General features: G+C 66.7%; 18 protein-coding genes and 1 tRNA gene. 10 read left to right on the top strand and 9 right to left on the bottom strand.

What is annotated here, in order from left to right; translation table 11 throughout:
• Nucleotides 1-30: 30 nt before the first annotated feature.
• A tRNA-Leu gene (locus tag ASG07_RS15495) sits at nucleotides 31-117 on the top strand.
• Between the two features lie 200 nt (nucleotides 118-317).
• Complete coding sequence (locus ASG07_RS15490; RefSeq protein ID WP_055848956.1) at nucleotides 318-671, top strand: VOC family protein; 354 nt, start codon at nucleotides 318-320, stop codon at nucleotides 669-671.
• Nucleotides 672-736: 65 nt separating this feature from the next.
• On the opposite strand, the gene pepN is transcribed toward ASG07_RS15490, so the two are convergent.
• Nucleotides 737-3,334: an aminopeptidase N gene (gene pepN, locus ASG07_RS15485; RefSeq protein WP_055848952.1), complete on the bottom strand. Its 2,598-nt coding sequence runs from the start codon at nucleotides 3,332-3,334 to the stop codon at nucleotides 737-739.
• 98 nt (nucleotides 3,335-3,432) lie between these two features.
• Between pepN and ASG07_RS15480 the strand changes: the two genes are divergently transcribed.
• Both ASG07_RS15480 and ASG07_RS15475 read left to right on the top strand, forming a co-directional pair.
• On the top strand, nucleotides 3,433-5,100 hold the full coding sequence (locus tag ASG07_RS15480; RefSeq protein ID WP_055848949.1) for a M28 family metallopeptidase: 1,668 nt from the start codon (nucleotides 3,433-3,435) through the stop codon (nucleotides 5,098-5,100).
• Nucleotides 5,097-5,921 carry an NAD(P)-dependent oxidoreductase gene (locus ASG07_RS15475; protein WP_055848946.1) on the top strand — a complete coding sequence of 275 codons (825 nt, stop codon included), beginning with the start codon at nucleotides 5,097-5,099 and terminating at the stop codon, nucleotides 5,919-5,921. Before ASG07_RS15480 ends, ASG07_RS15475 begins: the two co-directional genes overlap by 4 nt.
• Here ASG07_RS15475 and ASG07_RS15470 read toward each other — a convergent pair.
• From ASG07_RS15470 to ASG07_RS15450, 5 genes are all read right to left on the bottom strand, one after another.
• Entirely contained in the window at nucleotides 5,831-6,709 is an 879-nt protein-coding gene (locus tag ASG07_RS15470; protein ID WP_236694741.1) for a DMT family transporter, read from the bottom strand. The two genes, ASG07_RS15475 and ASG07_RS15470, sit on opposite strands and share 91 nt — an antisense overlap.
• 38 nt (nucleotides 6,710-6,747) lie before the next feature.
• Nucleotides 6,748-7,749, bottom strand: a complete 1,002-nt coding sequence (locus ASG07_RS15465; RefSeq protein ID WP_055848940.1) for a threonine aldolase family protein — start codon at nucleotides 7,747-7,749, stop codon at nucleotides 6,748-6,750.
• 86 nt (nucleotides 7,750-7,835) lie between these two features.
• On the bottom strand, nucleotides 7,836-9,971 hold the full coding sequence (locus ASG07_RS15460; protein ID WP_055849455.1) for a transglycosylase domain-containing protein: 2,136 nt from the start codon (nucleotides 9,969-9,971) through the stop codon (nucleotides 7,836-7,838).
• 195 nt (nucleotides 9,972-10,166) lie between these two features.
• Nucleotides 10,167-11,099, bottom strand: a complete 933-nt coding sequence (locus tag ASG07_RS15455; RefSeq protein ID WP_055848936.1) for a Gfo/Idh/MocA family protein — start codon at nucleotides 11,097-11,099, stop codon at nucleotides 10,167-10,169.
• A gap of 22 nt (nucleotides 11,100-11,121) precedes the next feature.
• Entirely contained in the window at nucleotides 11,122-11,853 is a 732-nt protein-coding gene (locus ASG07_RS15450) for a FadR/GntR family transcriptional regulator (protein ID WP_055849453.1), read from the bottom strand.
• A 132-nt stretch (nucleotides 11,854-11,985) separates the two neighbouring features.
• Here ASG07_RS15450 and ASG07_RS15445 point away from each other — a divergent pair, with 132 nt between their 5' ends.
• Genes ASG07_RS15445 through ASG07_RS15435 form a run of 3 tightly spaced genes read left to right on the top strand, consistent with a single transcriptional unit; the run spans nucleotide 11,986 to nucleotide 15,090 of the window.
• Nucleotides 11,986-13,578, top strand: a complete 1,593-nt coding sequence (locus ASG07_RS15445; RefSeq protein WP_055848932.1) for a sodium:solute symporter family transporter — start codon at nucleotides 11,986-11,988, stop codon at nucleotides 13,576-13,578.
• 10 nt (nucleotides 13,579-13,588) lie between these two features.
• The gene (locus tag ASG07_RS15440) at nucleotides 13,589-14,467 is read left to right on the top strand and encodes a 2-dehydro-3-deoxygalactonokinase (protein WP_055848928.1); all 879 of its coding nucleotides are present in this window, start codon (nucleotides 13,589-13,591) and stop codon (nucleotides 14,465-14,467) included.
• Nucleotides 14,467-15,090 (top strand): 2-dehydro-3-deoxy-6-phosphogalactonate aldolase, encoded by a 624-nt coding sequence (locus tag ASG07_RS15435; RefSeq protein WP_055848925.1) that lies wholly within the window; start codon nucleotides 14,467-14,469, stop codon nucleotides 15,088-15,090. The genes ASG07_RS15440 and ASG07_RS15435 overlap by 1 nt, the downstream gene beginning before the upstream one ends.
• On the opposite strand, the gene ASG07_RS15430 is transcribed toward ASG07_RS15435, so the two are convergent.
• From ASG07_RS15430 to ASG07_RS15420, 3 genes are all read right to left on the bottom strand, one after another.
• A complete protein-coding gene (locus tag ASG07_RS15430; protein WP_330219025.1) occupies nucleotides 15,078-16,091 on the bottom strand; it encodes an SMP-30/gluconolactonase/LRE family protein in 1,014 nt (337 codons plus the stop codon). The two genes, ASG07_RS15435 and ASG07_RS15430, sit on opposite strands and share 13 nt — an antisense overlap.
• A 95-nt stretch (nucleotides 16,092-16,186) precedes the next feature.
• A complete protein-coding gene (locus ASG07_RS15425; RefSeq protein ID WP_156361905.1) occupies nucleotides 16,187-18,907 on the bottom strand; it encodes a DUF5695 domain-containing protein in 2,721 nt (906 codons plus the stop codon).
• A gap of 204 nt (nucleotides 18,908-19,111) precedes the next feature.
• Nucleotides 19,112-20,668: a family 43 glycosylhydrolase gene (locus tag ASG07_RS15420; protein WP_055848920.1), complete on the bottom strand. Its 1,557-nt coding sequence runs from the start codon at nucleotides 20,666-20,668 to the stop codon at nucleotides 19,112-19,114.
• Nucleotides 20,669-21,744: 1,076 nt separating this feature from the next.
• Here ASG07_RS15420 and ASG07_RS15415 point away from each other — a divergent pair.
• The 3 genes from ASG07_RS15415 to ASG07_RS15410 all read left to right on the top strand — a co-directional run bounded on the left by ASG07_RS15415 (nucleotide 21,745) and on the right by ASG07_RS15410 (nucleotide 24,220).
• Nucleotides 21,745-23,154, top strand: a complete 1,410-nt coding sequence (locus ASG07_RS15415) for a site-specific integrase (protein ID WP_082474863.1) — start codon at nucleotides 21,745-21,747, stop codon at nucleotides 23,152-23,154.
• Between the two features lie 178 nt (nucleotides 23,155-23,332).
• Entirely contained in the window at nucleotides 23,333-23,497 is a 165-nt protein-coding gene (locus ASG07_RS17325) for a hypothetical protein (protein ID WP_156361904.1), read from the top strand.
• Between the two features lie 324 nt (nucleotides 23,498-23,821).
• Nucleotides 23,822-24,220 carry a VOC family protein gene (locus ASG07_RS15410; protein ID WP_055848917.1) on the top strand — a complete coding sequence of 133 codons (399 nt, stop codon included), beginning with the start codon at nucleotides 23,822-23,824 and terminating at the stop codon, nucleotides 24,218-24,220.
• Nucleotides 24,221-25,239: the final 1,019 nt, after the last annotated feature.

Raw genomic sequence — 25,239 nt, 5'->3', positions numbered from 1 at the left:
GCCCCCCCTAAAGGCCGCCGCCTACCCCGTGCCCAGATGGCGGAATTGGTAGACGCACCAGCTTCAGGTGCTGGCGATCGCAAGGTCGTGGAGGTTCGAGTCCTCTTCTGGGCACCATTTTTCGGGCTTTGCGCCGTCCGGAAAGCGACAGGGCCTCAAGGTCAGGGCCACGAGGTCTGTTTCACCTTCTCGGCATCTGCGCCGCAACGCGATATCACCCCTCCTGACGCAGTCCCAGCGGAGTGCGGGAGTGGATCGGCGTTGTCGGCGAACGCACCTCGGGTTAGCTTCGCGCACAGGCTGATCGGTGAGACGCGATGAACATTCAGGGCGTGTATGCGGTAGCGAGCGTGACCGATATGGCCGGCGCGGAAGAGTGGTATACGGCGTTGTTGGCCCGCCCCGCGGACGACCACCCCATGCCGGTCCTGACGCAATGGCGGAACATCGGCACGGCCGGTATCCAGCTCATGGTCGATGCCGAGAAAGCCGGCAGGTCGATTATCACCCTGGTGACGCCGGATATCGAGCGAGAAAAGAGCAGGCTCGCAGATCTGGGCCTCGATCTCGGGCAGATCAGCCGCGGCGACTTCGGCGCGATCGCCGAGATCGCAGACCGGGATGGCAACAGAATCATCATCGCCGAGCCGCCCAGGGGCTTTACGGGTTGACCATCACCATCCAGCGTCGCGTCTTTCCGACGGGGCAGGGGCGGCGGCGTTCGACAGGCAGACGTTCAACCCTCGAGGCTTTTGGACGCCTGTTCGAACAAATCCTTCGACAGCCCCGGCTGCGCGACGATGCGTTGGAGCTGCTCGCGCATCAGGGCGGCGCGATCATCGTCGAAGCGGCGCCAGCGGCCAAGCGGGGGAAGCAGCTTTGCGGCGGTCTGCGGATTTAATCGGTCGAGCGCAATCAGCTGGTCGGCCAGGAAGCGGTAGCCGGCCCCGTCCGGGCGGTTGAAGGCGCGTTGGTTGACGCCGAACGCGCCGATGAGCGAACGGGCGCGGTTGGGATTCGCGAGCGTGAAGCCGGGATGCTCCGCCAGCGCCGCGACCGTCGCCGCCGCATCGTCGCGCGATGACAGCGCCTGTGTCTGGAACCACTTGTCCAGCACCAGCGGGTTGTCACGATAGCGATTGTAGAAGATGTCGAGCGCGGCGATGCGAAGATCGTCGTCGCTGCTGACCAGAGTCGTCAGGGCCGCCTGACGATCGGTCATATTGTCCGCGGCCTCGAACTGGCGGAAGGCCAGCGTCGCCGCATCCGGCACACCTGCCGCCGCAAGATAGCCGAGCGCGACGTTGCGCAGCCGGCGCTTGCCTTTCTCCGCGGGGGAATAGACGTAGGGGATCTGCGGCGCCTGCGCATAGGCCGCGCGCCAGCGATCCTCCAGCCGATGTCCGAGATCGCGGCGCAGCGCCTCGCGCGCGCGGAAGATCGCTTCGGGGTCGACGCGCGAGAGCTGGTCGCCGACGAACGCCTCGGACGGCAGCAGCACCGCCTCCGCGACGAAGGCGCGGTCGAGGTCGGGATTGTCGAGCGTGTCCGCCACGGCGGCGATCGCGGGTTCGTGATCCGCGCGCCCCTCGACGGCACCGGCGACGAGCGTATCGAGCATTAGCTGCTGCATCGCCTCGTACCGGGCGAAGGGGTCGTCGTCGTGGCGCGACAGGAAGGCGAGGTCGGCGGGGCTGCGGTCGCTTTCGATCACGACGGGCGCGGAGAAGCCGCGGTTGATCGACAGCACGGGACGCTCGGTCACCGCCTCGAACACGATCGTCTCCGCCGCGCTGTCGAGCAGGACGAGGCGCTCGTCGGTGAGCGGCCGGCCGGTCTCGGCCCCGAACAGGCGCAGTTGCAGCGGCAGCAGCATCGGCTGCTTTACCGGCTGGCCCGGCGTCGGCGGCACCCGCTGGCCGAGACGCAGCGTCGCGCGGCCACCACCCGGCTGATGCTCCAGACTGGCGGAGACGCGGGGAGTGCCGGCCTGGCTGTACCAGAGGCGGAATTGCGAGAGATCGACGCCCGACGCCTCCTCCATGCTCGCGACGAAATCCTCGCAGGTCGCCGCGGTGCCGTCGAACCGGTCGAAATACAGGTCGGTGGCGGCGCGGAAGGCGGTGGGGCCGACGATCGTCGCCATCATCCGGATCAGCTCAGCACCCTTGTTATAGATGGTCGCGGTGTAGAAGTTGCTGATCTCCTGATATTCGTCCGGGCGAACGGAATGCGCGAGCGGCCCCGAATCCTCCGGGAACTGCGCCGCGCGCAGGCCGCGCACATCCTCGATCCGCTTCACCGCGGCCGACCCCTGATCGGCGGAGAAGCCCTGATCGCGATAGACGGTGAAACCCTCCTTCAGCGACAACTGGAACCAGTCGCGGCAGGTGATGCGGTTGCCCGACCAGTTGTGGAAATACTCGTGCGCGACGACGGCGGCGATGCCGTCGTAATCGTAATCGGTCGCGGTATCAGGATCGGCGAGAATGTAGCGGCTGTTGAAGATATTCAGCCCCTTGTTCTCCATCGCGCCGAAGTTGAAATCGTCGACCGCGACGATGTTGAACACGTCGAGGTCGTATTCGCGGCCATAGACCCGCTCGTCCCACGCCATCGACAGTTTCAGCGCGTGGAGCGCGTGGTCGGTGCGCGGCAGGTCGGCGGCGCGGACCCAGATGCCGAGTTCGACGGTGCGGCCCGATGCCGTCACGAAGCTGCCGCGATGGACCTGGAGGTCGCCGGCGACGAGCGCGAACAGGTAGCTGGGCTTGGGGAACGGGTCGTTCCATTCGGCCCAGTGCCGGCCGTCGCCCGCATCGCCTTGCGCGACGGGATCGCCGTTCGCGAGCAGGACGGGGAAGCGCGCCTCGTCCGCGGTCAGGCGCACCGAATAGCGGCTGAGGACGTCGGGGCGATCGGGGAAGAAGGTGATGCGGCGGAACCCCTCCGCCTCGCACTGGGTGCAGATGTTGCCGCCGCTGGCGTAGAGCCCCATCAACTGCGTGTTGCGATCGGGGGCGATCTCCACCTCCGTCTCGATGCTGTGTGCGTCGCCGGAGAGCGGAATGACGAGCTGCTCGTCCTCGATCCGCCAGTCGTCGATCGCGACCCCGTCGACCCGGACGAAAAGCGGCGTCTGGCCAGCCCCGTCGAGGCGCAATGGTTCGTCATGGCGACCGTTGCGCAAGACGGACAAGGTCGCATGAACGCGGGTCGCGGCGGGATCGATATCGAACGCCAGCCGCGTGTCGGGCACAAGCCATTGGGGCGGACGGTAATCCTCGCGACGGATCACCAAAGGCGGTTGCGCGACGGCGTGCTGGATATCCATGACGCCGGTATATGTCGCGCCGACGGTGCGTGCCAGCGACTTGCGCGACGGCGACGCCGTGGTAGGCGCTCCATGTTATCTTCGAGGGGTTCGACTGGATGTACCGCACGTTCGCCGCGCTGGCCGCGCTGGCCGTTTCCGCCACCGCGACCGGACAGGATGCCCCGGCTCCCGCCGCGAAGACCACACCAACGACGGCCGAGATCAACGCCCGGATCACCGCGCCCCTGCCTGCGGATCAGGCGGCGATGAAGGCGCACGTCATGTTCCTGGCGAGCGACGCGATGCACGGGCGCGAGGCGGGGAGCGCGGAATACGACATCGCCGCGGAATATGTGGCCGCGCAATTCTATGCCGCGGGGCTGAAGCCGGGCGGCGACGAGGGCGGGTTCCTGCAGAAGGTGCCGCTGGTCAGCTACAAGGCGGCCGGACAGGGCAGCGCGGTATGGACGCCAGCCGGCGGCCAGCCCCGTACGCTGGTGTTCGGAGAGGATTACATCCCGGTCGCCAACCCCGCCAGGGCGGAGACCAGCGTGTCGGCGCCGGTGGTGTTCGTCGGATATGGGCTGGATGCGCCGACGCTGGGGCTGAACGACTATCGCGGTGTCGACGTGCGCGGCAAGGTAGTGGCGTTCATGCCGGGCGCACCGGCATCGCTGGGCGGCGAAGAGCGCGCGTTTCTGGGATCGCCCGCCGCCAAACAGAAATTCGCCGCTGCTCACGGCGCGGTCGGCGCGATCATGATCGGTGGCGGACGCCGCGGCTCGGTCAAGACGATGGCCCAAGGCTATGATCGGGCGCGGATGACATGGGCTCGTCCGGATGGCAGCGGCTTCGTCGACGATGCCGGGACACCGTTGCTGGCCATCTTGAGCCCGGAAGGCGCGGCCAGGCTGTTCGGCAAGGGCTGGGCACGCATCGCCACGGAATTCGAGAAATCCACGCCCAGGTTCCGCGCCGCCAGCGCGCCGGGCACGCTGACGGTCGCAACCCAGACGACGATGACGCCGGCCACCAGCAGCAACGTCATCGGCATGATCCCCGGCAGCGATCCGCAGGTCGGCAAGGAAGTGGTCGTGCTGTCGTCGCACCTCGACCATATCGGCATGGCCCGGACCGGCGAGGGGGACACGATCTACAACGGCGCGCTGGATGACGCGATCGGGATCGCCAGCCTGATCGAGGAGGCCAAACGCTTCAAGACGAGCGGGACGCCGCCCAGACGCACGATCCTGTTCATGGCGGTAACGGCGGAAGAGAAGGGGCTGGTCGGCTCCGATTACTTCGCGAACCACCCGACCGTGCCGAAGGCGAACATCGTCGCCGACGTGAACCTCGACATGCCGATGCTGCTGTATACATTCGAGGATATGGTCGTGTACGGTGCCGAACGATCGACGCTTGGTCCGATCGTGCGCCGCGCGGTGGAATCGGCGGGCGTGGTGCTGTCGCCCGATCCCCTGCCGGAACAGGCCATCTTCGTCCGCTCCGACCATTTCCGCTTCGTGCAGCAGGGCATTCCGGCGGTGTTCCTGTGGCCGGGCGCAAAGGGGCCGGGGAAGGCCGCGATCGACGACTTCATGGCCCACCGCTATCACCAGCCCGGCGACGACCTGACGCAGCCGATCCTGTGGGATCAGGGGGTGCGTTTCGTCGACGTCAACTATCGCATCGCCCGCGAGATCGCCGACGGGCCGCAGCGGCCGGTGTGGAACAAGGGCGATTATTTCGGCACGCTCTACAAGGGGCCGATGGCGGCGAAATGAGCCGCCTGCTGGTCTTTGGCATGGGCTATGTCGCGAGCGCGCTGGCGGCCCGGTTGCGGACCGACGGCTGGCGCGTCGTCGGCACGACCCGCGACGGACGCGGCGAAACGGTGCGCTTCGACGACCGGGATGCGGTTGCGGCGGAGATGGCGGCGGCGACGCATGTCCTGTCATCGGTGCCGCCGGAGGGGGAGGACGACCCCGTGCTGGCGGCGTATGACGTCCGGGCGCGATGGGTCGGCTATCTGTCCTCGACCGGCGTGTACGGCGACACCGGCGGCGCATGGGTGGACGAAAGCGCGCCGACCGGCGGCGGGCGGCGCAAGGCGCGGGCGGCGGCAGACGCGGCGTGGCTGGCGCGGGGCGCGCACGTATTCCGCCTGCCGGGCATCTATGGGCCGGGCCGCTCGCCGCTGGACAAGGTGCGGGACGGAGCGGCGCACCGGGTCGACACGGGCGGCGTGTTCAGCCGGGTGCATGTCGATGACATCGTCGCGTGCGTGATCGCCGCATTCGACGCGCCGGCGGGGGCCTATAATCTGTCGGACGACCTGCCCTGCTCGCAGAATGCGGTGGTCGAGTACGCCGCCGAACTGCTGGGCATCGCGCCGCCGCCGTTCGTGCCGGTCGACAGCCTGTCGCCGATGGCGCGCGGCTTCCATGCGGAGAACCGGCGGGTGGCGAACCTGAAGGCGAAGCGGGTGCTCGGCTGGCGACCCGCCTATCCCGATTACCGGTTCGGCCTGCGCGCGCTGAGCGCGATGACTAGCCCGACGCCGGCCAGCGCGGCGCCAGCGCCCGCCAGCAGCGACCAGCGATAACCCTCGAAGAGGGTGGACAGCAACATGGCGATGACCGGGACGATAACGCTGGAATAGGCGGCCTTGGCCGGCCCGATCGTCCGCAGCACGCCGTAATAGAGCGGAAACGCCAACGCCGACGCGAAGATGCCCAGATACAGGATGCCGGCGATATAGGCCGGCCGCGCCTCGAATACCGGCGGGCCCGTGGTGATCCACGCGAAGACGCCGTCCAGCCCCGCGCCGATCAGCATCGCCGCCGCCAGCGTCGGCAGCATCGGATAGCGTCTGGCGGTCGGCGTCGCCTGCAGCACGTTCGCCGCCGAGGCCGACAGGATCGCGCACAAGGTCCAGCCGATGCCGGCGACGGTAGTCGCCGTGCCGTTGGGATCGGCGCGCGCCTCGTGCAGGAACAGCAGGGAAACGCCGGCCATCGCTATGGCGGAGCCCGCCGCGAGCTGTCGCCCCATCCGCTGGCCGAGAAAAACGCGCGACAGCAGCGCGTTGGGCACCAGCAGCAGCGCGAACACGACCGCGACCAGCCCGGACGTGATGAAATGCTCCGCCCGGTAGACGAAGTTGAAGTTCAGCACGAACTGGAGAACGCCCAGCACCACGGCGAAGGCGAGCCCGCCCGTGCCGATGCGAAAGCTCTCGCGCCGGAGCGCGGCCCAGCCGGCCATCGCCAGCCCGGCGACGATGAAGCGGTACGTGACCGACCAGCTTGCCGGGACGACGGCGATCTGGTCGCGGATGACGAGCCACGTCGATCCCCAGATCAGCGTGACGATCGCGAAGGGAACGAGCACGCTCGCTCTGGTCGAACGTGGCCGCTCCCCCGACAGGCTCACAACCCGGCGATCGCGGCGGCGAGGGCGGCGATATGATCCGGGTTCGTGTCCCATGCGGTGACGAGGCGAACCTCCCCCGGTGCCCAGTCGTAGAAATCGAACCCGGCGGCGCGGAGAGCGGCCGCTTCGTCGGCGGTGGCGCGCAGGAACAGCTCGTTCGCCTCGACCGGGTGCACCAGCCGGTCGCCCGCCGCCGCAGCGAGGCGCGCGGCACCGGCATTGGCGGCGCGGCCATTGTCCAGCCACAGGTCGCCGTCGAGCATCGCGAGAATCTGCGCGGCGAGGTAGCGGCCTTTCGACAGCAGCAATCCGGCGCGCTTGCGACGGCGCAACGTCGCGTCGTGCAGCGCGGGGTCGAAGAACACCAGCGCCTCCGCGCTCATCGCGCCATTCTTGACGAATCCGAACGACAGCGCCTCCACGCCCGCGCGCCACGTCACGTCGGCGGGGGAGCAGCCGACGCTGGCGACGGCATTGGCGAACCGCGCGCCGTCCATGTGGAAGCGCCAGCCGCGCGCGCGGCACAGGTCGCCGATCGCGGCGACGTCGTCGGGGCGGTAGACGAGGCCGTATTCGGTGGCGTTGGTGATCGATACCGCATGCGGCTGGACGCGGTGGACGTCGTTGGCGACGGCATCCGCGACGGCGGCGATGTCGGCCGGCGTCAGCTTCGCGCCGACGCCCTCGGCCAGCATCAGCTTCGCGCCGTGCGTGTAGAATTCGGGCGCGCCGCCCTCGTCGTTCTGGATATGCGCGTCGCGGTGGCAGATGACGCCGCCATAAGGCGGGCAGAACGCCGCCAGCGCGAGGCAATTGGCGGCGGTACCGGTCGGCACCCAGATCGCCCGCGCCTCGGTTTCGAACAGCTCCGACAGACGGCCGTCGAGCGATCTGGACCAACGATCGCCGTCATAGGCGGTGTCGAGCACGTCGACATCGGCCATCGCGGCCATGACGCGCGGATGGACGGGGGCGGCATTGTCGGAAAAGAAGCGCATGGCCAGCCGGTTGGACCGGCGGGGTGGCGGGCGTCAAGGGTGGGCCGGCCGTCCGCCCGACAGCTTCTAAAACTGCTCTCGTCAGGCTAGAAGCCGCCCTGATCCTCGCCGCCATCCTCCTCGTCCGGTGGGCGGCGGTCCTCGCGAGCGGGTGGTTCGCGGTCGCGGCGGGGGCCGCGAGGGCCGACGGTGATCGATCCATCGGGTGCGCGGCGGACCTCGAGACCCATCTGGTCGAGCTGTTCGGTCGCGCGGTCGAGCGCCTGCGGAACGAGGTCGCCGATCTCGTTGCCGAACATGTCGCCCACGCCGTCGACCGTGTTGCCGTCGATCGTCACCTCGTCCGGCGTTTCGACCACGACCGGCGCGATGTTGAGGGCGTCCTGCATGAAGCTGCGCCAGATGCGCGCGGGCACCGTGCCGCCGTGCAGGCCCGGATTGGGCGAATTGTCGTCGTTGCCGACCCAGACGCCTACCACCAGATCGCCCGCGAAGCCGATGAACCACGCGTCGCGGCTGTCCTGCGAGGTACCGGTCTTGCCGTATGCCTTGATGCTCAGAACGGCTTCCCTGCCGGTCCCGCGAATCGAAGAATTGAGCAGCGACAGCATCTGTTCGCGCTGCGCCTCCGGAATTTCGCGCGTGCCGCCGGTCAATTGTTCGTACCAGTTCTTGTCGTCCTTCGTATCGACGCCGCGCGGCGACACCGGATAGCGGCCGTTGGCGATCGCGGCATAGGCGGCGGTCAGTTCCAGCAGCGACACCTCCGACGTGCCGAGCCCGATCGTCGCCTCGTTCGCGATCGGGGTGGAGATGCCGAGATCGCGCGCCGCCTTGATGACGTTCCTGACGCCGACTTCCTGCGTCAGCCGCGCGGCCGCGACGTTGGACGAGCGGGCGAAGGCACGGGCCAGGCTGATCTCGCCCAGATAGCGGCCGTCGTCGTTCTTCGGTTTCCAGCCGGCGATCTCGACCGGGCTGTCGTCGACGGTCGACGACGTGGTCATGCCGGCGCGGATCGCGGCAAGGTAAACGAACAGCTTGAACGTCGATCCGGGCTGACGGCGGGCCTGCGTCGCGCGGTTGAAGGGGCTTTTCCCGTAATCGCGGCCGCCGACCAGCGCCACGACGCGACCGTCCGGGTGCATCGCGACCAAGGCTGCCTGCGCCTGACGCAACCCCGCCGAGCGGATCGAGCGTTCGGCAATCCGCTGCATCCGGCGGTCCAGCGTGGTCTTGACGGTCGTCTCCGACTGCACCTCGCCCGCGCTGTCGCGCGCGGCCGGCAGGACCCAGTCCGCGAAATAGGTGCCGCTGGGCAGCGCGCCCGCCTGACGCGGCAGCACGCGTTGCGGCTGCACCGCCTCCGCCTGCGCGTGGGTCAGGAAACCGGCATCCTCCATCGCACCGACGACGACCATCTCACGGGCGCGGGCGCCCTTCAGATTGACGGTCGGGGCCAGTCGCGAGGGTGCCTTGACGAGGCCGGCGAGCATCGCCGCCTGGCCGATGTTCAGCGCCTGCGGCGTGCGGCCGAAATAGTGTTTAGACGCGGCGGTGATGCCATAGACATTGTCGCCGAAATAGACGTTCGACAGATAGCGCGAGAGGATCTCGTCCTTGGTCAGCCACGCCTCCAGCCAGAACGCGATCATCGCCTCGCGCAGCTTGCGCGTGGCGGTGCGGTCGGAATCAAGGAAGGCGTTCTTCGCGAGCTGCTGCGTGATCGTGCTGCCGCCCTGACGAACGCCGCCCGAGCCGACGTTCGCCCAGGCGGCCCGGGCGATCCCGCGCGGATCGATGCCCCAGTGCGAATAGAAGCGCCGGTCCTCGATCGCCAGAAACGCCTCCCGGACATGACCGGGCAGCTTCGCGGCGTCGACCGGCGCACCGATCACCGCGCCGCGCCGGGCGATCGGCGTTCCGTCCTCCGCCGTCAGCGTGATCGAGGGCGGGGTCGGCGGCTTCAGCGATTGCGACAGCGGGGCGGTGACCGCGAGCCAGGCGATCGCGACGACCAGCAGGACCAGCGCCGCCGCCAGCCCCCGCACGATCCAGCGCCCCCACCGGATGTTGCGCCAGCGGATGCCGCGGCGCCGCGATTCCGGGGGCTCTGGCGGAGGTGTCCACTGGCCGCCGGTCGGATAGACGGGCGGCTCGTCGCCGTCCCGCCACGGTCGCGAACCGCTCGACGCATAGGGATCATAGGGGTCGGGGCGCATCGGCGGGTTCCAGGACACGGCCGCTGTCATACAGGGCTAGGACACCCTGCGCAATGACGTGGGAAAGAGCAGGTTTTGTCGGCGCACTCGTCCCCTGCATGGGGGCGGCGGCCCTTTGCGCTGACGGAGGGGTGTCAAGTCACCCCTCCGTCGCGTCGCGCCACCTCCCCCTGCAGGGAAGGTTCGGCTGATACTTCAGAACTCGAACGGATCGGCCACTATGCGGTGCGCGACCAGATAGGCGTCCGCCACCAGCTGCAGCGGGCGCAGGTCGACGTCGCGCGATCCCGTCGGGACCAGTTCGGCGAAGCGGGCATAGAGGCGCGGATATTCGCCCTCGTCGATGCCGCCGCCCTCGGCCGCGCCTTCACCGTCGATCGACAGCGTCTTGCCACCGTCGCGCAGCGTCAGCGTGCCGGCGGTCGTCTCCACGACGATGTCCCAGGATTGCGGACCCGTCTGCAGGAAGTCGAGGTCCACGCGGCCCGGCGCGCCGTTGCCGCAGCGCATCTGCACGGTCGCCGCGATCGGCGATTCGCGACCGTCGGGCACGTGCAGCGCGCCGCCTTCGACGGACAGTCCGGTCGGCAGGATCTTCGTGATGATCGACAGCGCGTTGATGCCGGGATCGAACACGCCGAACCCGCCCGGTCCCAGGATCCAGTCCTGTCCGGGATGCCAGACGCGAATGTCCTCGCGCCAGGAGATCGCCACCGACGTGACCTGCTTGTCGGCCAGCCAGTCGCGCGCCTCGTCGACGCCCGCCGCCTCCCGCGAGTGCCACGTCGCGAACAGCGTGACACCCGCGTCCGCCGCCAGCCGCTCCAGCGCGACGACTTCGGACACCGTCGCGCCGGGGGGCTTTTCGATCATCACGTGCTTGCCCGCGGCGATGGCGGCGCGGACGATGTCGCCACGCCCGCCCGGCGGGGTGCAGATCGACACCGCATCGAGATCGGGAACGGCAGCCAGCATCTCCTCGATCGTGGCGAAGCTGGCGATTCCGTCGATGCTGGCGTGCCGGCTGGCGGCGGCGACCAGATCGAAAGCCGGATTGGCGGCGATGGCGGGCAGATGCTGGTCGCGGGCGATCTTGCCGACGCCGACGATCCCAAGCCGGATGGTCATGAAGTCACGTTCCTTGTTACAATCATTCGCGCTGGTCGGCGTCTCGCTCGATCAGCTGGAGGACGTCGTCAATCAGCTTCGCCATCGCGGCGCGTGCCGCGGCGGCATCGCCGGCCTGGATCGCGTCGGCGACCGCGGCATGATCCGCGATGCTGGCGCTTCTTCCGCTGATCCGATTGGTGAATCGGATCGATGTGCGCAAGGCCGTCGAGACGACTTCGCGAAATTGTACGAAGAACGGATTGTTCGACGCGCGCAGGATCGCGACGTGGAAGGCGATGTCGGCGTCCAGCGTGTCGTCGTCGCCCATCTCCGCATCGTGCATCCGCACCAGCCCGGCGGCGATCGCCGCACGCTGGTCCGCGGTCGCGCGCTGCGCCGCGAGCCCGGCCGCCTGAGGTTCGACGCCGATCCGCAGTTCGTTGAAGCGGCGCAGCAGCACGATCGAGGATTTCCGTTCCAGCAACCAGCGCAGCACGTCGGTATCGAACAGGTTCCACTGTTCGTCCGGCTGGACGAAGGTGCCCTGTTTGGGACGGGCGCCGAGCAGCCCCTTGGCACCCAGCATCTTCACCGCCTCCCGCGTGACGGAGCGGCTGACACCGTGCAGCTTCACCAGCTCCGCTTCGGTCGGGAAGGGCCGGCCGCGATATTCCCCGACCACGATGGATCGACCCAGAACTTCGAGCAGGCCGAACGTCAGGTTGCGGCCGAGCTGCCCCCGCACCTGCAATCCGCCCTCCCCGCCAACCATGTCGCCGGCCAAGTCACCCTCCCGTCTTTTGCCTGAGCATGGCGCAGGTTTCGGCCCTCGACAAGTCCGAACGATCATATAAAAAGACCTCAGCGACCGGCGGGAACCGGCTGGCCGGGGAGGAATGCGGCGATGCAGTTGGCGACGCTCGATATCATCGTCGTGATCGCTTATGCGATCGGCATCTTCGCGCTGGCGCAGTGGGTCTCGCGCGACAAGGCCGGGGCGGGGCCGAAGAACTCCACCGATTACTTTCTTGCGTCCAGGAACCTGCCCTGGTGGGCGATCGGCGCATCGCTGATCGCGGCCAACATCTCGGCCGAACAGATCGTCGGCATGTCCGGATCGGGCTATGCGATCGGCCTCGCCATCGCGTCCTATGAATGGATGGCGGCGCTGACGCTGCTGATCGTCGGCAAGTTCTTCCTGCCGATCTTCCTGAAGAACGAAATCTACACGATGCCGCAGTTCCTGGAGCGGCGGTACGGCCCCAACATCCGCACGCTGATGGCGGTGTTCTGGCTGTTGCTGTACGTGTTCGTGAACCTGACGAGCATCATCTGGCTCGGCTCGATCGCGGTAACCAAGGTGGCGGGCGTCGATCAGGACGTGGCGCTCGTCGCGCTCGGCGCGTTCGCGCTGCTCTATCAGCTGAAGGGCGGGCTGAAGGCGGTTGCGCTGACCGACATCGTGCAGGTCACGCTGCTGGTGCTCGGCGGCCTCATCATCGCGTATCTGACGCTGGGCGAGATCGGCGGCGATGCGGGCGTGCTCGGCGGCTTCAGCCGGCTGACCACCGAACTGCCCGGTCATTTCCACATGATCCTGCAAAAGGGCGATCCGCATTACATGGATCTGCCGGGCCTGTCGGTGCTGATCGGCGGCATGTGGATCGCGAACCTGAGCTACTGGGGGTTCAACCAGTACATCATCCAGCGGGCATTGGCGGCCAAGTCGCTGGACGAGGCGCAGAAGGGCGTCCTCTTCGCGTCGTTCATCAAGCTCATCATGCCGATCATCATCGTCCTGCCCGGCATCGCCGCGGTGGTGCTGGCACCGAACCTCGCCAAGCCGGACGAGGCGTATCCGACGATGATGCGGCTGTTGCCCACCGGCCTGCTCGGCCTCGTCTTCGCGGCGCTGATCGCGGCCATCATCGCGTCGACGGCATCCAAGATCAATTCGATCGCGACGATCTTCACGCTCGATGTCTGGGCCAAGATGAAGGGTCGGCGAAGCGCCGCCGAGGATGGTTCGGGTGTCGACGACCGCAAGCTGGTGCTGGTCGGCCGGATCGCCGCCGCCGTCGCGATCCTGATCGCGATCCTGACCGCGCGGCCGTTGCTGGGTGCATCGGATCAGGCGTTCCAGTTCATTCAGGAGTTCACCGGATTCTTCACACCCGGCATCACCGTCATCTTCCTGCTCGGCCTGTTCTGGAAGCGCGCCAACGAAGCCGGCGCGCTGGCGGCGGCGATCGCTTCGGTCGTGCTGTCGTGGCTGCTGAAGGTGGCGATGCCGACACTGCCGTTCATGGACCGGATGGGTCTGGTCTTCCTCGCCGCGCTGGCGCTGGCGGTGGTCGCGTCGCTGGTCATCCCGACGCGTCGCAAAGCGGACACGATCGACACGGGCGAGGTCCGCTATGCGACCAGTTCGCGCTTCAACGTCGGCGCGATCGGCGTCGTCCTGATCCTGATCGTCCTTTACGCGACCTTCTGGTGAGGCAACCCGCATGACCGACATCGCCTTCATCGCCGTCGACTGGGGCACCACGAACCGCCGCGCCTATGCGATCGACGCGCACGGCGCGGTGTTGCGGACCGAGCGCGATGCGGAGGGGATCCTCGCGGTGCCCGCCGGCGGTTTCCCGGCGGCGGCGGCGGCGATCCGGGCGCGGTTCGACACCGACGCGCCGATGCTGCTCGCGGGCATGGTCGGGTCGAACCGCGGCTGGATCGACGCGGGCTACGTGCCCTGCCCGGCCACGCTGGACGCGGTCGCGGGCGCGACGGTCGCCGCCGGCGACGGCATCCGCATCGTGCCGGGCGTCAGCCGCACCGGCGAGGGACGCGGCGATGTGATGCGCGGCGAAGAGGTGCAGCTGTTCGGCGCGGTCGCCGCCGGCCTGGCGCCCGGCGACGCGTTGCTCTGCCAGCCCGGCACGCATTGCAAATGGGCGTGGATGGCGGCGGGTGCGATTGCCGACTTCACGACCGCGATGACGGGCGAGCTTTTCTCGCTGTTGAAGGCGCACAGCCTGATCGGCGCGGACATGGCGATGGGGGACGTCGCCGACGACGCGGCCTTCCGCGCCGGGGCGGAGGATTCGGCCACACGCGACCTGCCCTCCGCACTGTTCGGCGTGCGCGCCGCCGGCCTGCTCAGCCTGCGTCCGAAGGAGGATGCCGCGAGCTATGTCAGCGGCCTGCTGATAGGTGGCGACTGTCACGCACGGTTGAAGGGCGATCCGCGCGACGTGTATTTGCTGGCCGATCCGGTGCTGGGCGGCCTCTATGCGACCGCCATCGACATCGCCGGCGGCCGTGCCCATCTGATCGACAGCCACGCCGCGTTCGTCGCCGGCATCACCCGCATCCAGGACCTGATCTGATGGACTTCGCCCCCGCCTTCGCCGCCTGCCCGCTGATCGCCATCCTGCGCGGCATTCGTCCCGACGAGGTCGAGGCGATCGGCGACGTACTGGTCGAAGCAGGCTTCACGCTGATCGAGGTGCCGCTCAACTCGCCCGATCCGTTCACCAGCATCGCGACGCTGGCGAAGCGCTACGGCGACCGGGCGATGATCGGCGCGGGCACCGTGCTGACCGTTGGGGATGTCGGCCGCGTACAGGATGCGGGCGGGCGGATGATCATCTCGCCCAACACCAATCCCGACGTGATCCGCGCGACGGCCACAAGGGGCATGGCATCGCTGCCCGGTTACTTCACGCCGTCGGAGGGGTTCGCCGCGCTCGCCGCCGGTGCCACCGCGCTGAAACTGTTTCCAGCCGAAGCCGCCAGTCCCGGCGTGCTGAAGGCGCAGCGCGCGGTGCTGCCGAAGGACGTGCCGATGCTGGTCGTCGGCGGCGTCGCGCCGGATACGATGACGCCGTGGCTGGCTGCGGGGGCGAATGGCTTCGGGCTGGGTTCGGCGCTCTACAAGGCGGGCGACGATGCGACGAAGGTCGGCGCGGCTGCCAGGGCATTCGTCGCGGCGATCCATCAGCCCCGGTAGCGGAGCGTCGGCAGTCCGCGAACTCCCGGATCGATCTCGAACAGCGCGCCGCCCGCCTTTTCGTCGACACCGTCCCCCGACGACGTCACGAACATCCGGTCGAGATCCGGCCCGGCGAAGGTGCAACTGGTGATCTGCGACGCAGGCAACGCGATGCTGCGGTCGCGCTTGCCCCCCGGCGTGAAGCGCGTGACGCACGACCCGCCCCAGCATCCAACCCACAGCCCGCCATCGGCATCGAAGGTCATGCCGTCGGGGCTGCCCCAATCATCCTCGAAGACGATGAACGGCGTACGGGCGCCGAGCGAACCGTCGTCGTTCAGAGGATACCGGAAAATGGTGCCGAGCGCGGTGTCGGTGTGGAGCAGGAACGAGCCGTCGGCGGCGATCGCCGGGCCGTTGGCGATCGTGTAGTCGTCATCCACCCGCGTCGCCGTCCGGTTCGTATCGAGGCGGTAGAAACTGCCGCTCGGCCGGTCGCAGGTGAAGGGCATCGATCCGGCCCATATCCGCCCCTGCGAGTCCGCCTTGGCATCGTTGAAGCGATTGCCGTCGCGGTCGTCTTCGGGCGCGGCGATGGTGCGGATCACGACCGGGTCGAGCGTCAGTTCCACGAAGCGGCGGCCCAGCCCGGCGATGAACCCCGGCGCGTCCTCCCGCTCCACCACCCAGCCGATCGTGTCGGGCATGTCCCAGCTCGTCACGGCATCGGTCGCCAGATCGAGGCGGTTCAGCCGCCGGCCGAGGATGTCGACCCAATACAGCGCATTCTCGCGCGCGGACCAGGTCGGCCCCTCCCCCAGCCGGTCGCTGCAGTCGCGGACGATGATGCGCGCGTCGTGGGCCGGGGTGGGCATATCCGTCTCCTGATCGTTGGCGGCGCTGTAGCCGAGCGACGATCGGCCGTACAAGATCATCGGTACGGGGATCGCCCGGGCGTCGGGGAAACCGGAGCCGCCGGTCGCGGAGAAGGTCGCCGCGGCCCAGCCGGAGGTTCGCACCCCCGGTAAGATGGCCGGCCGCCTGCGCGTGATGCGCCGCCTCTTCCCGACACGGCGTTTGCCGGCAGCGACATCGACGCCGAACCGCGCCTGGTTCAGCTCAGGGGAAGTGTGAGCTCGCCGTTGGTAGATGGGCCGTTGGTAGATGGGCCGTTGGTAGATGGGCCGTTGGTTGATGGAACGCGTACTGTGCGCCATGCGCCACCGTTGCGGCGTAGTGTAACGCGAAGATCGACACTGTTGTCGTATGGCTCGACTCCGAAACCTATGCTGGACAGGTCCGCCGCGATCCGGATGCGTTGCCCCTGCGCGAAGCGTGCGTTTTCGAGAGTGACGTCGCAGCTTCCCGCCGCGATCCGGACCGACAGGCGGCGGCGGACGCCGTCTGCCGGCTCGACGGCAATCTCCGGTCCATCCGGCCCCAGCCGACCCCCGTAACAGACCCGGCCGAAAATGGGGTCGTCCGCCACGATCGTCCGCGCCGCCCGTATCGCCCCGCAGAAGCCGAGGTCGATCTCGCAGGAATAATACCATGATCCGCGGTGGTGCGGCTGGTCGAGCCATGTCTTGCCGCGCGGTGCCGGCTCGAAACCGCCACCGGCACCGCCGTCATTGGCCTCGCCCGGATACCAGTAGCCGTGACCGTCCGCCGCCCCGCCGCTGTTCAGGAGCGCCCACGAACTGAGCTGTGAGGCATAGCCCAGTCGTAGCAACGGGTGCGGGTCGCTTGCGTCGTTCAAGGCATAGTCGAGGATCGCCCAGCCACCCATCTGCGCCATATAGGTCAGCACATAGGCGTTGCCCGCGGTCTGCCGGTAGTCGCTGCCGAGATAATAATAGGCTGGTTCAAGCCAGCCGCGGCAGAACAGGTTGGCTGCGATCTGCCGGTCGCGGAACGCCACCGCCGCGTCGCGCGATATGCCTGCCGCCGCCGGGTCGTCCACCGCCGACCGCGCCAGCGCCTGCGTCGATTCGAACCCCGTCGAATCGAAGGGATATTCCGAGCCGAACAGGTCGGCGTCGGAACGGGTGAAGTTCTGGATCTTGGTCGCCCAATGCCCCTGCAGTGTAGCGGCCTCTGCATTCAGGCCCGCCTGCCGCAAGGCAACCATCAGCTCGGGCAACACGCATTCGTTGTAGAAGCCGGTGTGGTACGCCGACCACCCGCTGATCCGCATCGGGATCGTGAACATGCCCAGCGCGGTGCCATAGGCGCGCATCAGATACGTACGTGCATCCAGCAAGGTCGGCACGGAAGGATGATCGCGGGCGATGCGATGCATCGACAGATACATCGCGAAGATGTGGGGATAGTCGAAGGGCCGCCAGATATGCAGACGCCCGTTCGGACCGGCGTCCGCGCTCTCGCGATTCTGTTTCCAGTCGGGGATGCCGTAGATGCCGAAGGCGTGTTCCTCGGTGTCCTTGCGTTGCAGACCGCCCCAGACGAACCGCTCGATATAACGGTCCAGCGCCTCGACCTCGGCGGGCACCGGATGCTCGGCGTTCTTGATGGCGAGGAACGCAGGCTTGCTCAAACCCGGATCGTCGCAGGTGACCTCGTAGATGCGCCAGCCGGTGATCCGATCGTAATTGTCCGGGCCGAGCAGCGTACCCGTCTCCATATTCCATTCGCCGAACAGGCCATCATACCATTTCTCGGGATCCCGATGCTGGCGTCTGGCGATGAACGCGGCGCGCTTGGCGATCATCGTTTCGAGCGGTTCGGTCGCAAAGAATTCGAGATGCGTGCGGCGATCGCCGTCCTGCACCAGCGTCAGCCGGTTCTCGCCCAGCCGGGTAAAGCGGACGCGGTATAGCTGCCGGCCCGCATTGTCGGGCAGCGGCGTGATCGTCGTGGTGGAGGGAAACTCCGCTTCGATCGCCGCCACGCGCCGGCTGGACCGAAGCGCGATATCGACGTGCAGGTCGCGCGGCACCGTCATGCCCGGCGCGACATCGACGTCGATCAGCCCGCGGTCGGCGATGGCCGCCCGCGCCTGTTCGTAATCCGCCACCCACTGGAAGCGGAGCGAGTATTGCTTTTCCTCGCCACCGCGAAGCGTCAGCGACGTGACGGGCTGGCGCCACCGGGTGCCGCCTGCCCGCGCTTCGGCTTCCGATGCGTCGGCGTGGATGAAGGCGCACCATTGCCCCGGCGCACCAGCCGCAAGGCTGCGCACCTCCCAATATTGCAACTGCGTCGTCTGGTCGGGCAGCAACAGAAGATACGGACCGACGCTGTTGGCCCGCATCCAGAAAACGTGCGAACCGTGACCCGATACGAAACTGTGCTTCAGCACCGATGCCGTCACCGGTTTTCCGGAGGAGAAATCGGTGTTCATGGGCATCGGCAACAGAAGGTCGCCCACCTCTATCGTCGCGCTGCCCTGATTGCGCACCGACACCCGCCAGATCAATTCGTTGCCGTCGATCGCGAACGAGGAGGTCAGCGACGCGGTACCATCGCTCGCCGTGACGGTCATCGACCGGGTGTCCTGTATTCCCGGCGCCGACGCCGTGTCCAGCGACGCCCAGTTCCCACCGGCGGACCGCCATCTGGCGTATACCGGACCAAGCGTCGTGCCTGCCCTGATATAGTCGGTATCGACCCGGTCCTGCCGGTATCGCAAGCTGGTGATCGCGGCGCGTTCGCTCTTCAGAACGAAGCTGCTTTCCGCAGGCGGCAAGGCGATGGTACCGGGCCGGTCGATGGTGCCAGGCAGGTCGGGCGGCGTCCCGGTCTGGCCGGCGCCATCGCTCCCGCCGCATCCCGCCAGAGCGGTCGCCGTCGTCGCGATGGCGGCGCGTGACATCAGGTCGCGTCGGTTCAGCCGTAGGGCATCCGGCACGTGCAAGCGAGATTTGCGGTCCGACATCCAGTATCCCATGCGAATGCAGTGAACCACGTCGCCGTGGCGGGGTGCCGCCGCATCGTTCGCTCGGCGAACGAGCAGGCGGTTCTTGCTATCGTCGTGGCGCTCGTTTCACGCGACAGACGTCGCCGCCCCGAAAACCGTTCATGCGCCGCACGCCGGCGCGATCGACGTTCTGGAGGCAGAAACCTTCGCGGCGGGCGCAAGGACTTCCCATTCGCTCACGGCCATGGCGTGGTTGCTGCCCTCCGCCGTGTCTGGCGTGAAGACTGCCCGCAGGCAACGGGTGCGGATCGCGGGAAAGCGCACCTCGGAGACCGGCGAGGAAACGGAAACGTCGCCGATCACGCCGCGGACGGGCCGCCAACCCTGGTCCCAATATTCGAGCCGCCACGATACGGGTGCCGTGGTGCCGTCGGGCGTTCCCATCAGGGTACCCGCGAAGAAGCGGATGCGGCTGCCGTCGATCGTCACGGGCGTCGGCCAGCGATATTCGATCCACGGCGCGTCCGCCGGTCGCTGGTCCAGCGCGGTGCTCCACACGTCCGGCGGCAGCGGCGCACTGCGTACTATCCCGTCGTTCAGCGCCTTGATCCAGAATTGCGTGGGAAGCGGTTCGTTCGATGCGGCGGCGGTAGCCCGGCGCGCCAGGTTGCGCGTGGGGGCGGGAGCGGGTTGCGGCGCACGGGTGGGCTGCACGACGCGCATCGCCGCCGGAGATACGCTGTCGTCCCAGTCGAGCCGATCGATCGCCACCGAGCGGCGGAAGTGGCCACCGTTCCTTGCGTCGGCGGTATGATAGACGAGGTACCACCGACCCTTGAATTCGACCGCACCGGCATGAGAGGTCGTCGATGACACAGGCTTCAACAGGACGCCGCGATACGTCCACGGTCCCAACGGCGAGGTGGCGGTCGCATAGGCCTGGCAGGCATGATAAACCGCCGGCGTGCAGGCGCTGTCGGGGCCGGCAGTGTTGGCCGCATACATCATATAATAGACGCCCCGGCGTTTCATGATCCACGCCGCCTCGAAGAAGCCGTCGACGCCGACCATGGGACGCGGCGCGCTTTTCGGGGTCACCATGTCGGCGGCGAGTTCCATTCCGCGCATCCGGCCGAACGTACCCCAATAGACGAAGACCCGCTTGTCATCGTCGACCAGCACGGTCGGATCGATGTTCTGGAGATCGTTGGTATCGGGCGTCTGCTGCGAGATGATCGGGCCGGTAGGATGGGCGTCGGCCCATGGGCCGGTCGGGGCGCTTGCCACCGCGACGCCGATGGCGAAGCGATCCTTCGCCGCACTATCGCGTTCCAGCACCGGCGCGTAAAAATAGAAGCGGCCGTCCGGCCCCTTGACCATCTGGCCGGCATAGGCGCGCGCCGGCTCCGCCCAGGCGAACACCCGTTCCGGTACGATGACGGCGGGATAATGACGCCATCGCCCGGTTCCGGGATCTGCCGTCGCCAGCAGCTGCCACTCCTTCATGATGAAATCGTTGACGTCCGCAGGCGCCTCGTCCCGACCAGCCGAGACATAAAGCGTGTCGCCATCGACCAGGGGCGCCGGATCGGCTGAGTAGTAACGACCATCCGACAGGATGGGATTGCCCCGCGTCTGTACCGGCTGCGGCGCGGGAGTGGACTGCGTGAAGGCGATAGCCGGCAATACCGCCGCGATAAGTATCAGCCTTTTCATGCATTCTCCATGTCAATCCACAGTCGTTCGACAGCTCGCCCTCGATCCAAGGCGCGTGTTATGCGGGTACCTGTTCGCGATAACTATACCCCCTCTCCTGTAATTCCAATAGCTTCTTCTAACCCTTTGGATTTTGTACTTCAAATCCGTACCAGAACAATAATCACGCAAGGTTAATCCCTCAAGAATTTATGAGTTAAATCTTGAAAAGGTTAGTTATTGATGCCGATGATGGGCTGGCGGGATAAGTGTCATTCCGCAGCTTATCCATTTGCGGATCACCGTCGGCCCGCGAGTCCGGACCCGGACCGACGACGACCAGCGAGGAGCCGCCCGATCCATACGGCGGCGGGTAAGACCTCGCCCATCCCACGCGGCCACCTGATCCGCGGGCTTGCGACGCAAGACGGAGTGCGTGTGGTGGAAGACTGGTTCAACATACCCGTTCTCGTACCCGCCGGTCGCGGCCGGATGTCCATACGAACGGCAAGCGCGTGAGCGACGTGCGTCGTACGGGGTCGCCGCGCAGTGCTACTTCGATTGCCCAGGCGGGGCTGGCTCGCAGCGTGGCGCTGAGCGAGGTATCGATGCCCGCAGCACGGGCGGCCGGCGTGTCGACTTCACAGTCCTGTCATACTTCGCGCCTCCGCCACGTCAGGTTGGCCGTTCTCTGCAACGCGGCGCTGCTCAGCCCGCCTTTGAGGAGGCGTTTCGACCCGTCTGTGCGAAGTTTTCAGCCGTCGGCTGCCGACGCAGCGCGTCAGATCTTAGCGTCGCCGGATGATGCCCCCGTGACGCTTGGCGCACCTCCCTCTGAACGGAAGCCAGCCAAGTCATCGGAAAATGGTGCTGCCGGTGAGGATTGAACTCACGACCTCAGCCTTACCAATTTGAGAAATATAGTTCGCTGTTGTACGCCATCCTACGCCAAACCACTATTATTCAACACTTAGTGAGAATTGTACCTACGCCATAAATCTCTCGAATACGCCCTGTTTTGATCGAACTTGCTGACAATATGCTTACAATTTCGACCTCCCGCGCTATTGTCAGCAAAATACGCGGGAGGGTTGCTTATGGCGAAGCTCACCAAGACCCGGATCGACGCATTGCCGATCCTGGCATCCGGACAGGAAACGCACTGGGACAAGGAGTTGCGAGGGTTTGGCGTGCGGGTGCTGCCATCCGGCCTTAAGACCTTCGTCCTCCAGTATCGCAATGCGGATGGCCGCAGCCGCCGGCTGACGCTGGCCCGGTGCGGGGTGCTGACGGTCGAGCAGGCGCGCATCGAGGCGAAGAAGCGGCTGGGTGACGTAGCGAGGGGCAACGATCCGATCGAGACGCGCGATGCCGCACGCGCGGCGCCCACCGTGGCCGACATCTGCGACTGGTATCTGGAAGAGGCCGAAAGCGGGCGGCTGCTCGGCCGGCGGCGGCTGCCGATCAAGATGTCCACGCTGCGGATGGATCGCAGCCGGATCGAGCGGCACATCAAGCCGCTGATCGGCACCCGCAAGGTGAAGTCGCTGGGGCCGCCCGACATCGCCGCCTTCCAGGCCGATGTCGCGCAGGGGAAGTCGTCGCGGTCACGCGGGGTCGGGCGCGGGCGCGATACGATCGGCGGCGTTGGTGCGGGATCGCGGAGCATCTCGACGCTTCATGCCGTGTTCGAGCATGCGCTGCGGCTCGGCAAGATCGACAACAATCCAGCGCGGGGCGTCCGTCGGCTGGCAAGCGGCCAGCGGACCCGCCGGCTGTCGGTCGCGGAGTTGGCCACATTAGGCAAGGCAATGCGAACCGCGGCGGACCAAGGTGAGCATCCCGTCGGCCTTGCCGCGGTACGGCTGATCCTGTTGACCGGCTTCCGCCGCAACGAGGCGCAGGCGCTCCAGCGTGGCTGGGTCGACTTCGATGCCGACTGCGTGATGTTCCCCGACACCAAAAGTGGCGCGCAGGTCCGCGTGGTCGGCGCGGTGGCGATGGAGCTGATCGAGGCGCAGGCCGAGCAGCCGGGCAATCCCTATATCTTCCCCTCGGACTGGACGGGGACATGGTACAAGCAGGTGCCCGATCTGGTCGAACGGCTTTGCAAGACCGCGCAGATCGAGGGCGTCACCCCGCACGTCTTTCGGGACACCTTCGCCAGTATCGCGGGCGAGTTGGGCTATTCCGAGCTGACGATCGCGGGCTTGCTTGGACACGGCAAGCGTGGCGTGACGCAGGGGTATATCCATATCGACGATCTGCTGCGCTCGGCTGCCGATGCGGTGGCGGCCAAGATCGCCGCCGTGCTGGATGGCAAGGAACGGCGCATTGCGCCCCGACGATGGACGGTTTCTCATGTGCCGGCGCGACCGGTGAGCCGATCGGTGCCTGCCGAGGTGGACGACAACATGCTCATCGCCACACTGGCTGCGCAGTTTGCGGGCGGCGGCATCGATGCCGATCAACTCCGGTCGGCAGTGGCGCGGCTTGCCGCAGGATGAGCAACAGTCTTTGCAGGCTGTTGAATAAGTCCATTATCGGGCGATGGACGGATATTCATCGCCGTGACGGTAGCAGATTGCTGGCGTTCCCGATCTGCTCGCTTATTCGAGCAATCCGGCGACGATCCCTCATCTGATCAAGCTCTGCGAATATCTGATCCCGGCGGACCCTGCGGCCGTGTTCGACATCGTGCACGCCGTGCTGCCGGGGCCGGCAGCGCGCGAGGGCTATCATCACGAAAGCCTTGCCAACAGCGTCGTCGTCCGGATCATCCGGGGCGCCGTGCACAGCTGGTCTCGATCCTCGGCTTATTCTCCGACGTCGGCTGGCCTGATGCCCTGAAGCTGATGTACGAACTGCCTGATTTGTGCCGCTGGCGACGTGCAATGTCCTGACCAGATGGGGGATGACCCTTTTGACGGTCACAAAGGTGTTTCGTGCCTGTTTTAAGCGGGATGTCCGCGCCAAGAGGCCCTGCACCGTCATGCGTCATTTGTCTCCAGCCAACGCCGAAGCTTGGTCGCTATTGCTTCGCCCGCACGACCACATACCTTTGCCGTCCTCCGGCGATGTCGATGACGAAGGAGGCGTGACTGCGCGTCTGTCTTGGCTATGGGACACCTACAGGCGCCTTGCACCAGGCAGCCATCTGTCAGGAGAGAGACCATGCTGTTTCATACGATGGTAGGTTCGAACGATATCGAGCGCTCCAAGCGCTTCTACGACGAAGTGCTGAGCGTCCTTGGCGTGAGCGAGGCCACGCTCAATATCGCAGGCAGCGGCCATACCCGCCTGTTCTACCGCAACGAGAACGGCACCAACTTCATAGTCACCGAGCCCATCAACGATGAGCCGGCGACCGTGGCAAACGGCAGCACCGTCGCATTCACGTGCAATTCGCCCGAGCAGGTGAAGGAGTTCCACGACGTCGCCATCGCTAACGGCGGCACGTCCGTTGAAGCGCCACCGGGACCGCGAATGAGCCCCTCCATGGGGGCCATTGAACTAGCCTACTTCCGCGATCCCGATGGCAACAAGCTTTGTGGAATTCATTTCCCCACATGACCGACAATGGGTCGAGCTCGCTATTGAGGTTGCCGGCGAGCTCGGCCCAGACATCCGGGGTCGGCTTCCAACTTCTCAGCTTAGGCCGGACTTTGCTCTCGTTCGGCAAGTGCTCGGAGCCGCCGCGGAGCGATGTTACGCTCGGAAGTATCGTTCGATCTCATCCAACCGGAGCGTGATCGCTCTGCTGGGCAAATAGATAGTGAGCCTCTGCCGTTCATCGTTCGTGAAACGAGCGGCTTTGATCAACAGGTCACGGATGGCTGCCCGACCGACGACCCTGTCGCCTCCCAGCCAGCCACTGCCAAGCGCGACCTCAGGGGCAAGGATGAGGAGGCCATAAGCGTCGGATGCCAAGTGCTCGGTTATGACAATGGTGCCCTTCCTGCCGTAATCGCGGCTTGGCTTTAAACCGAGAATCTCGGCTTGGCGATTGGCAGGCGTTTGGACCCCAAGCAGACACTCGCGGGCTCCTTGGGCCTTCCCAACTTCGGCCGTTTGTTCATGTAGGCATATCGTCGCGAACGGGGTCGCATGGATATAGAGGATGCTGTCAGTCTTACGCGAACCGCTCTCCGCCAGAGGCGTGTCGGGCTTTGAGGATGGCCGCTTATCCGCAGGGTCAGAACGCCGTCTGATAGGGCGACGGAGCTGTCGAGCCGGCTGTGTTGCTCGTCGAAGGCAAAGCGATTGGCTGCGGCACCGGATATGAAGCGCCCGAGCAACACGCCGCTACTCTCCCGCACCGTCCACCCGCCACCGACATCCCGGCTAACGACAATGATTTCGTGCTCGGCCATCATCAACGCTCACGGAAATCAGACAAATAGTCCTGCGGGCGAGCCTTATAGCTTCGTCTCCACCGCGTGCTGACCTGAACCTCGTCGAACAGATGTTTGCCGAGCATCGCCAGAGCGGTGACGTGTTCCCCAAAGCTCTACCAGTCATAACTGGAGTCCGGGGTTAGTATGGTGCCCCTCGGGGCGGTGTTGCACAACCCGCCTGGCAGCATCGGCGGG

It is taken from the genome of Sphingomonas sp. Leaf343 (assembly GCF_001423765.1).
GTDB lineage: Bacteria > Pseudomonadota > Alphaproteobacteria > Sphingomonadales > Sphingomonadaceae > Sphingomonas.
The sequence above is the reverse complement of the archived record's forward strand: the minus strand, read 5'-3'. Positions and strand labels throughout refer to the sequence as shown.

What these genes read in the sequence shown, in the direction of transcription:
- ASG07_RS15490 (WP_055848956.1), top strand. Translation starts at nt 318, where the DNA reads ATGAACATTCAGGGCGTGTATGCGGTAGCGAGCGTGACCGATATGGCC.
- pepN (WP_055848952.1), bottom strand. Translation starts at nt 3,334, where the DNA reads ATGGATATCCAGCACGCCGTCGCGCAACCGCCTTTGGTGATCCGTCGC.
- ASG07_RS15480 (WP_055848949.1), top strand. Translation starts at nt 3,433, where the DNA reads ATGTACCGCACGTTCGCCGCGCTGGCCGCGCTGGCCGTTTCCGCCACC.
- ASG07_RS15475 (WP_055848946.1), top strand. Translation starts at nt 5,097, where the DNA reads ATGAGCCGCCTGCTGGTCTTTGGCATGGGCTATGTCGCGAGCGCGCTG.
- ASG07_RS15465 (WP_055848940.1), bottom strand. Translation starts at nt 7,749, where the DNA reads ATGCGCTTCTTTTCCGACAATGCCGCCCCCGTCCATCCGCGCGTCATG.
- ASG07_RS15460 (WP_055849455.1), bottom strand. Translation starts at nt 9,971, where the DNA reads ATGCGCCCCGACCCCTATGATCCCTATGCGTCGAGCGGTTCGCGACCG.
- ASG07_RS15455 (WP_055848936.1), bottom strand. Translation starts at nt 11,099, where the DNA reads ATGACCATCCGGCTTGGGATCGTCGGCGTCGGCAAGATCGCCCGCGAC.
- ASG07_RS15450 (WP_055849453.1), bottom strand. Translation starts at nt 11,853, where the DNA reads ATGGTTGGCGGGGAGGGCGGATTGCAGGTGCGGGGGCAGCTCGGCCGC.
- ASG07_RS15445 (WP_055848932.1), top strand. Translation starts at nt 11,986, where the DNA reads ATGCAGTTGGCGACGCTCGATATCATCGTCGTGATCGCTTATGCGATC.
- ASG07_RS15440 (WP_055848928.1), top strand. Translation starts at nt 13,589, where the DNA reads ATGACCGACATCGCCTTCATCGCCGTCGACTGGGGCACCACGAACCGC.
- ASG07_RS15435 (WP_055848925.1), top strand. Translation starts at nt 14,467, where the DNA reads ATGGACTTCGCCCCCGCCTTCGCCGCCTGCCCGCTGATCGCCATCCTG.
- ASG07_RS15425 (WP_156361905.1), bottom strand. Translation starts at nt 18,907, where the DNA reads ATGTCACGCGCCGCCATCGCGACGACGGCGACCGCTCTGGCGGGATGC.
- ASG07_RS15420 (WP_055848920.1), bottom strand. Translation starts at nt 20,668, where the DNA reads ATGAAAAGGCTGATACTTATCGCGGCGGTATTGCCGGCTATCGCCTTC.
- ASG07_RS15415 (WP_082474863.1), top strand. Translation starts at nt 21,745, where the DNA reads ATGGCGAAGCTCACCAAGACCCGGATCGACGCATTGCCGATCCTGGCA.
- ASG07_RS15410 (WP_055848917.1), top strand. Translation starts at nt 23,822, where the DNA reads ATGCTGTTTCATACGATGGTAGGTTCGAACGATATCGAGCGCTCCAAG.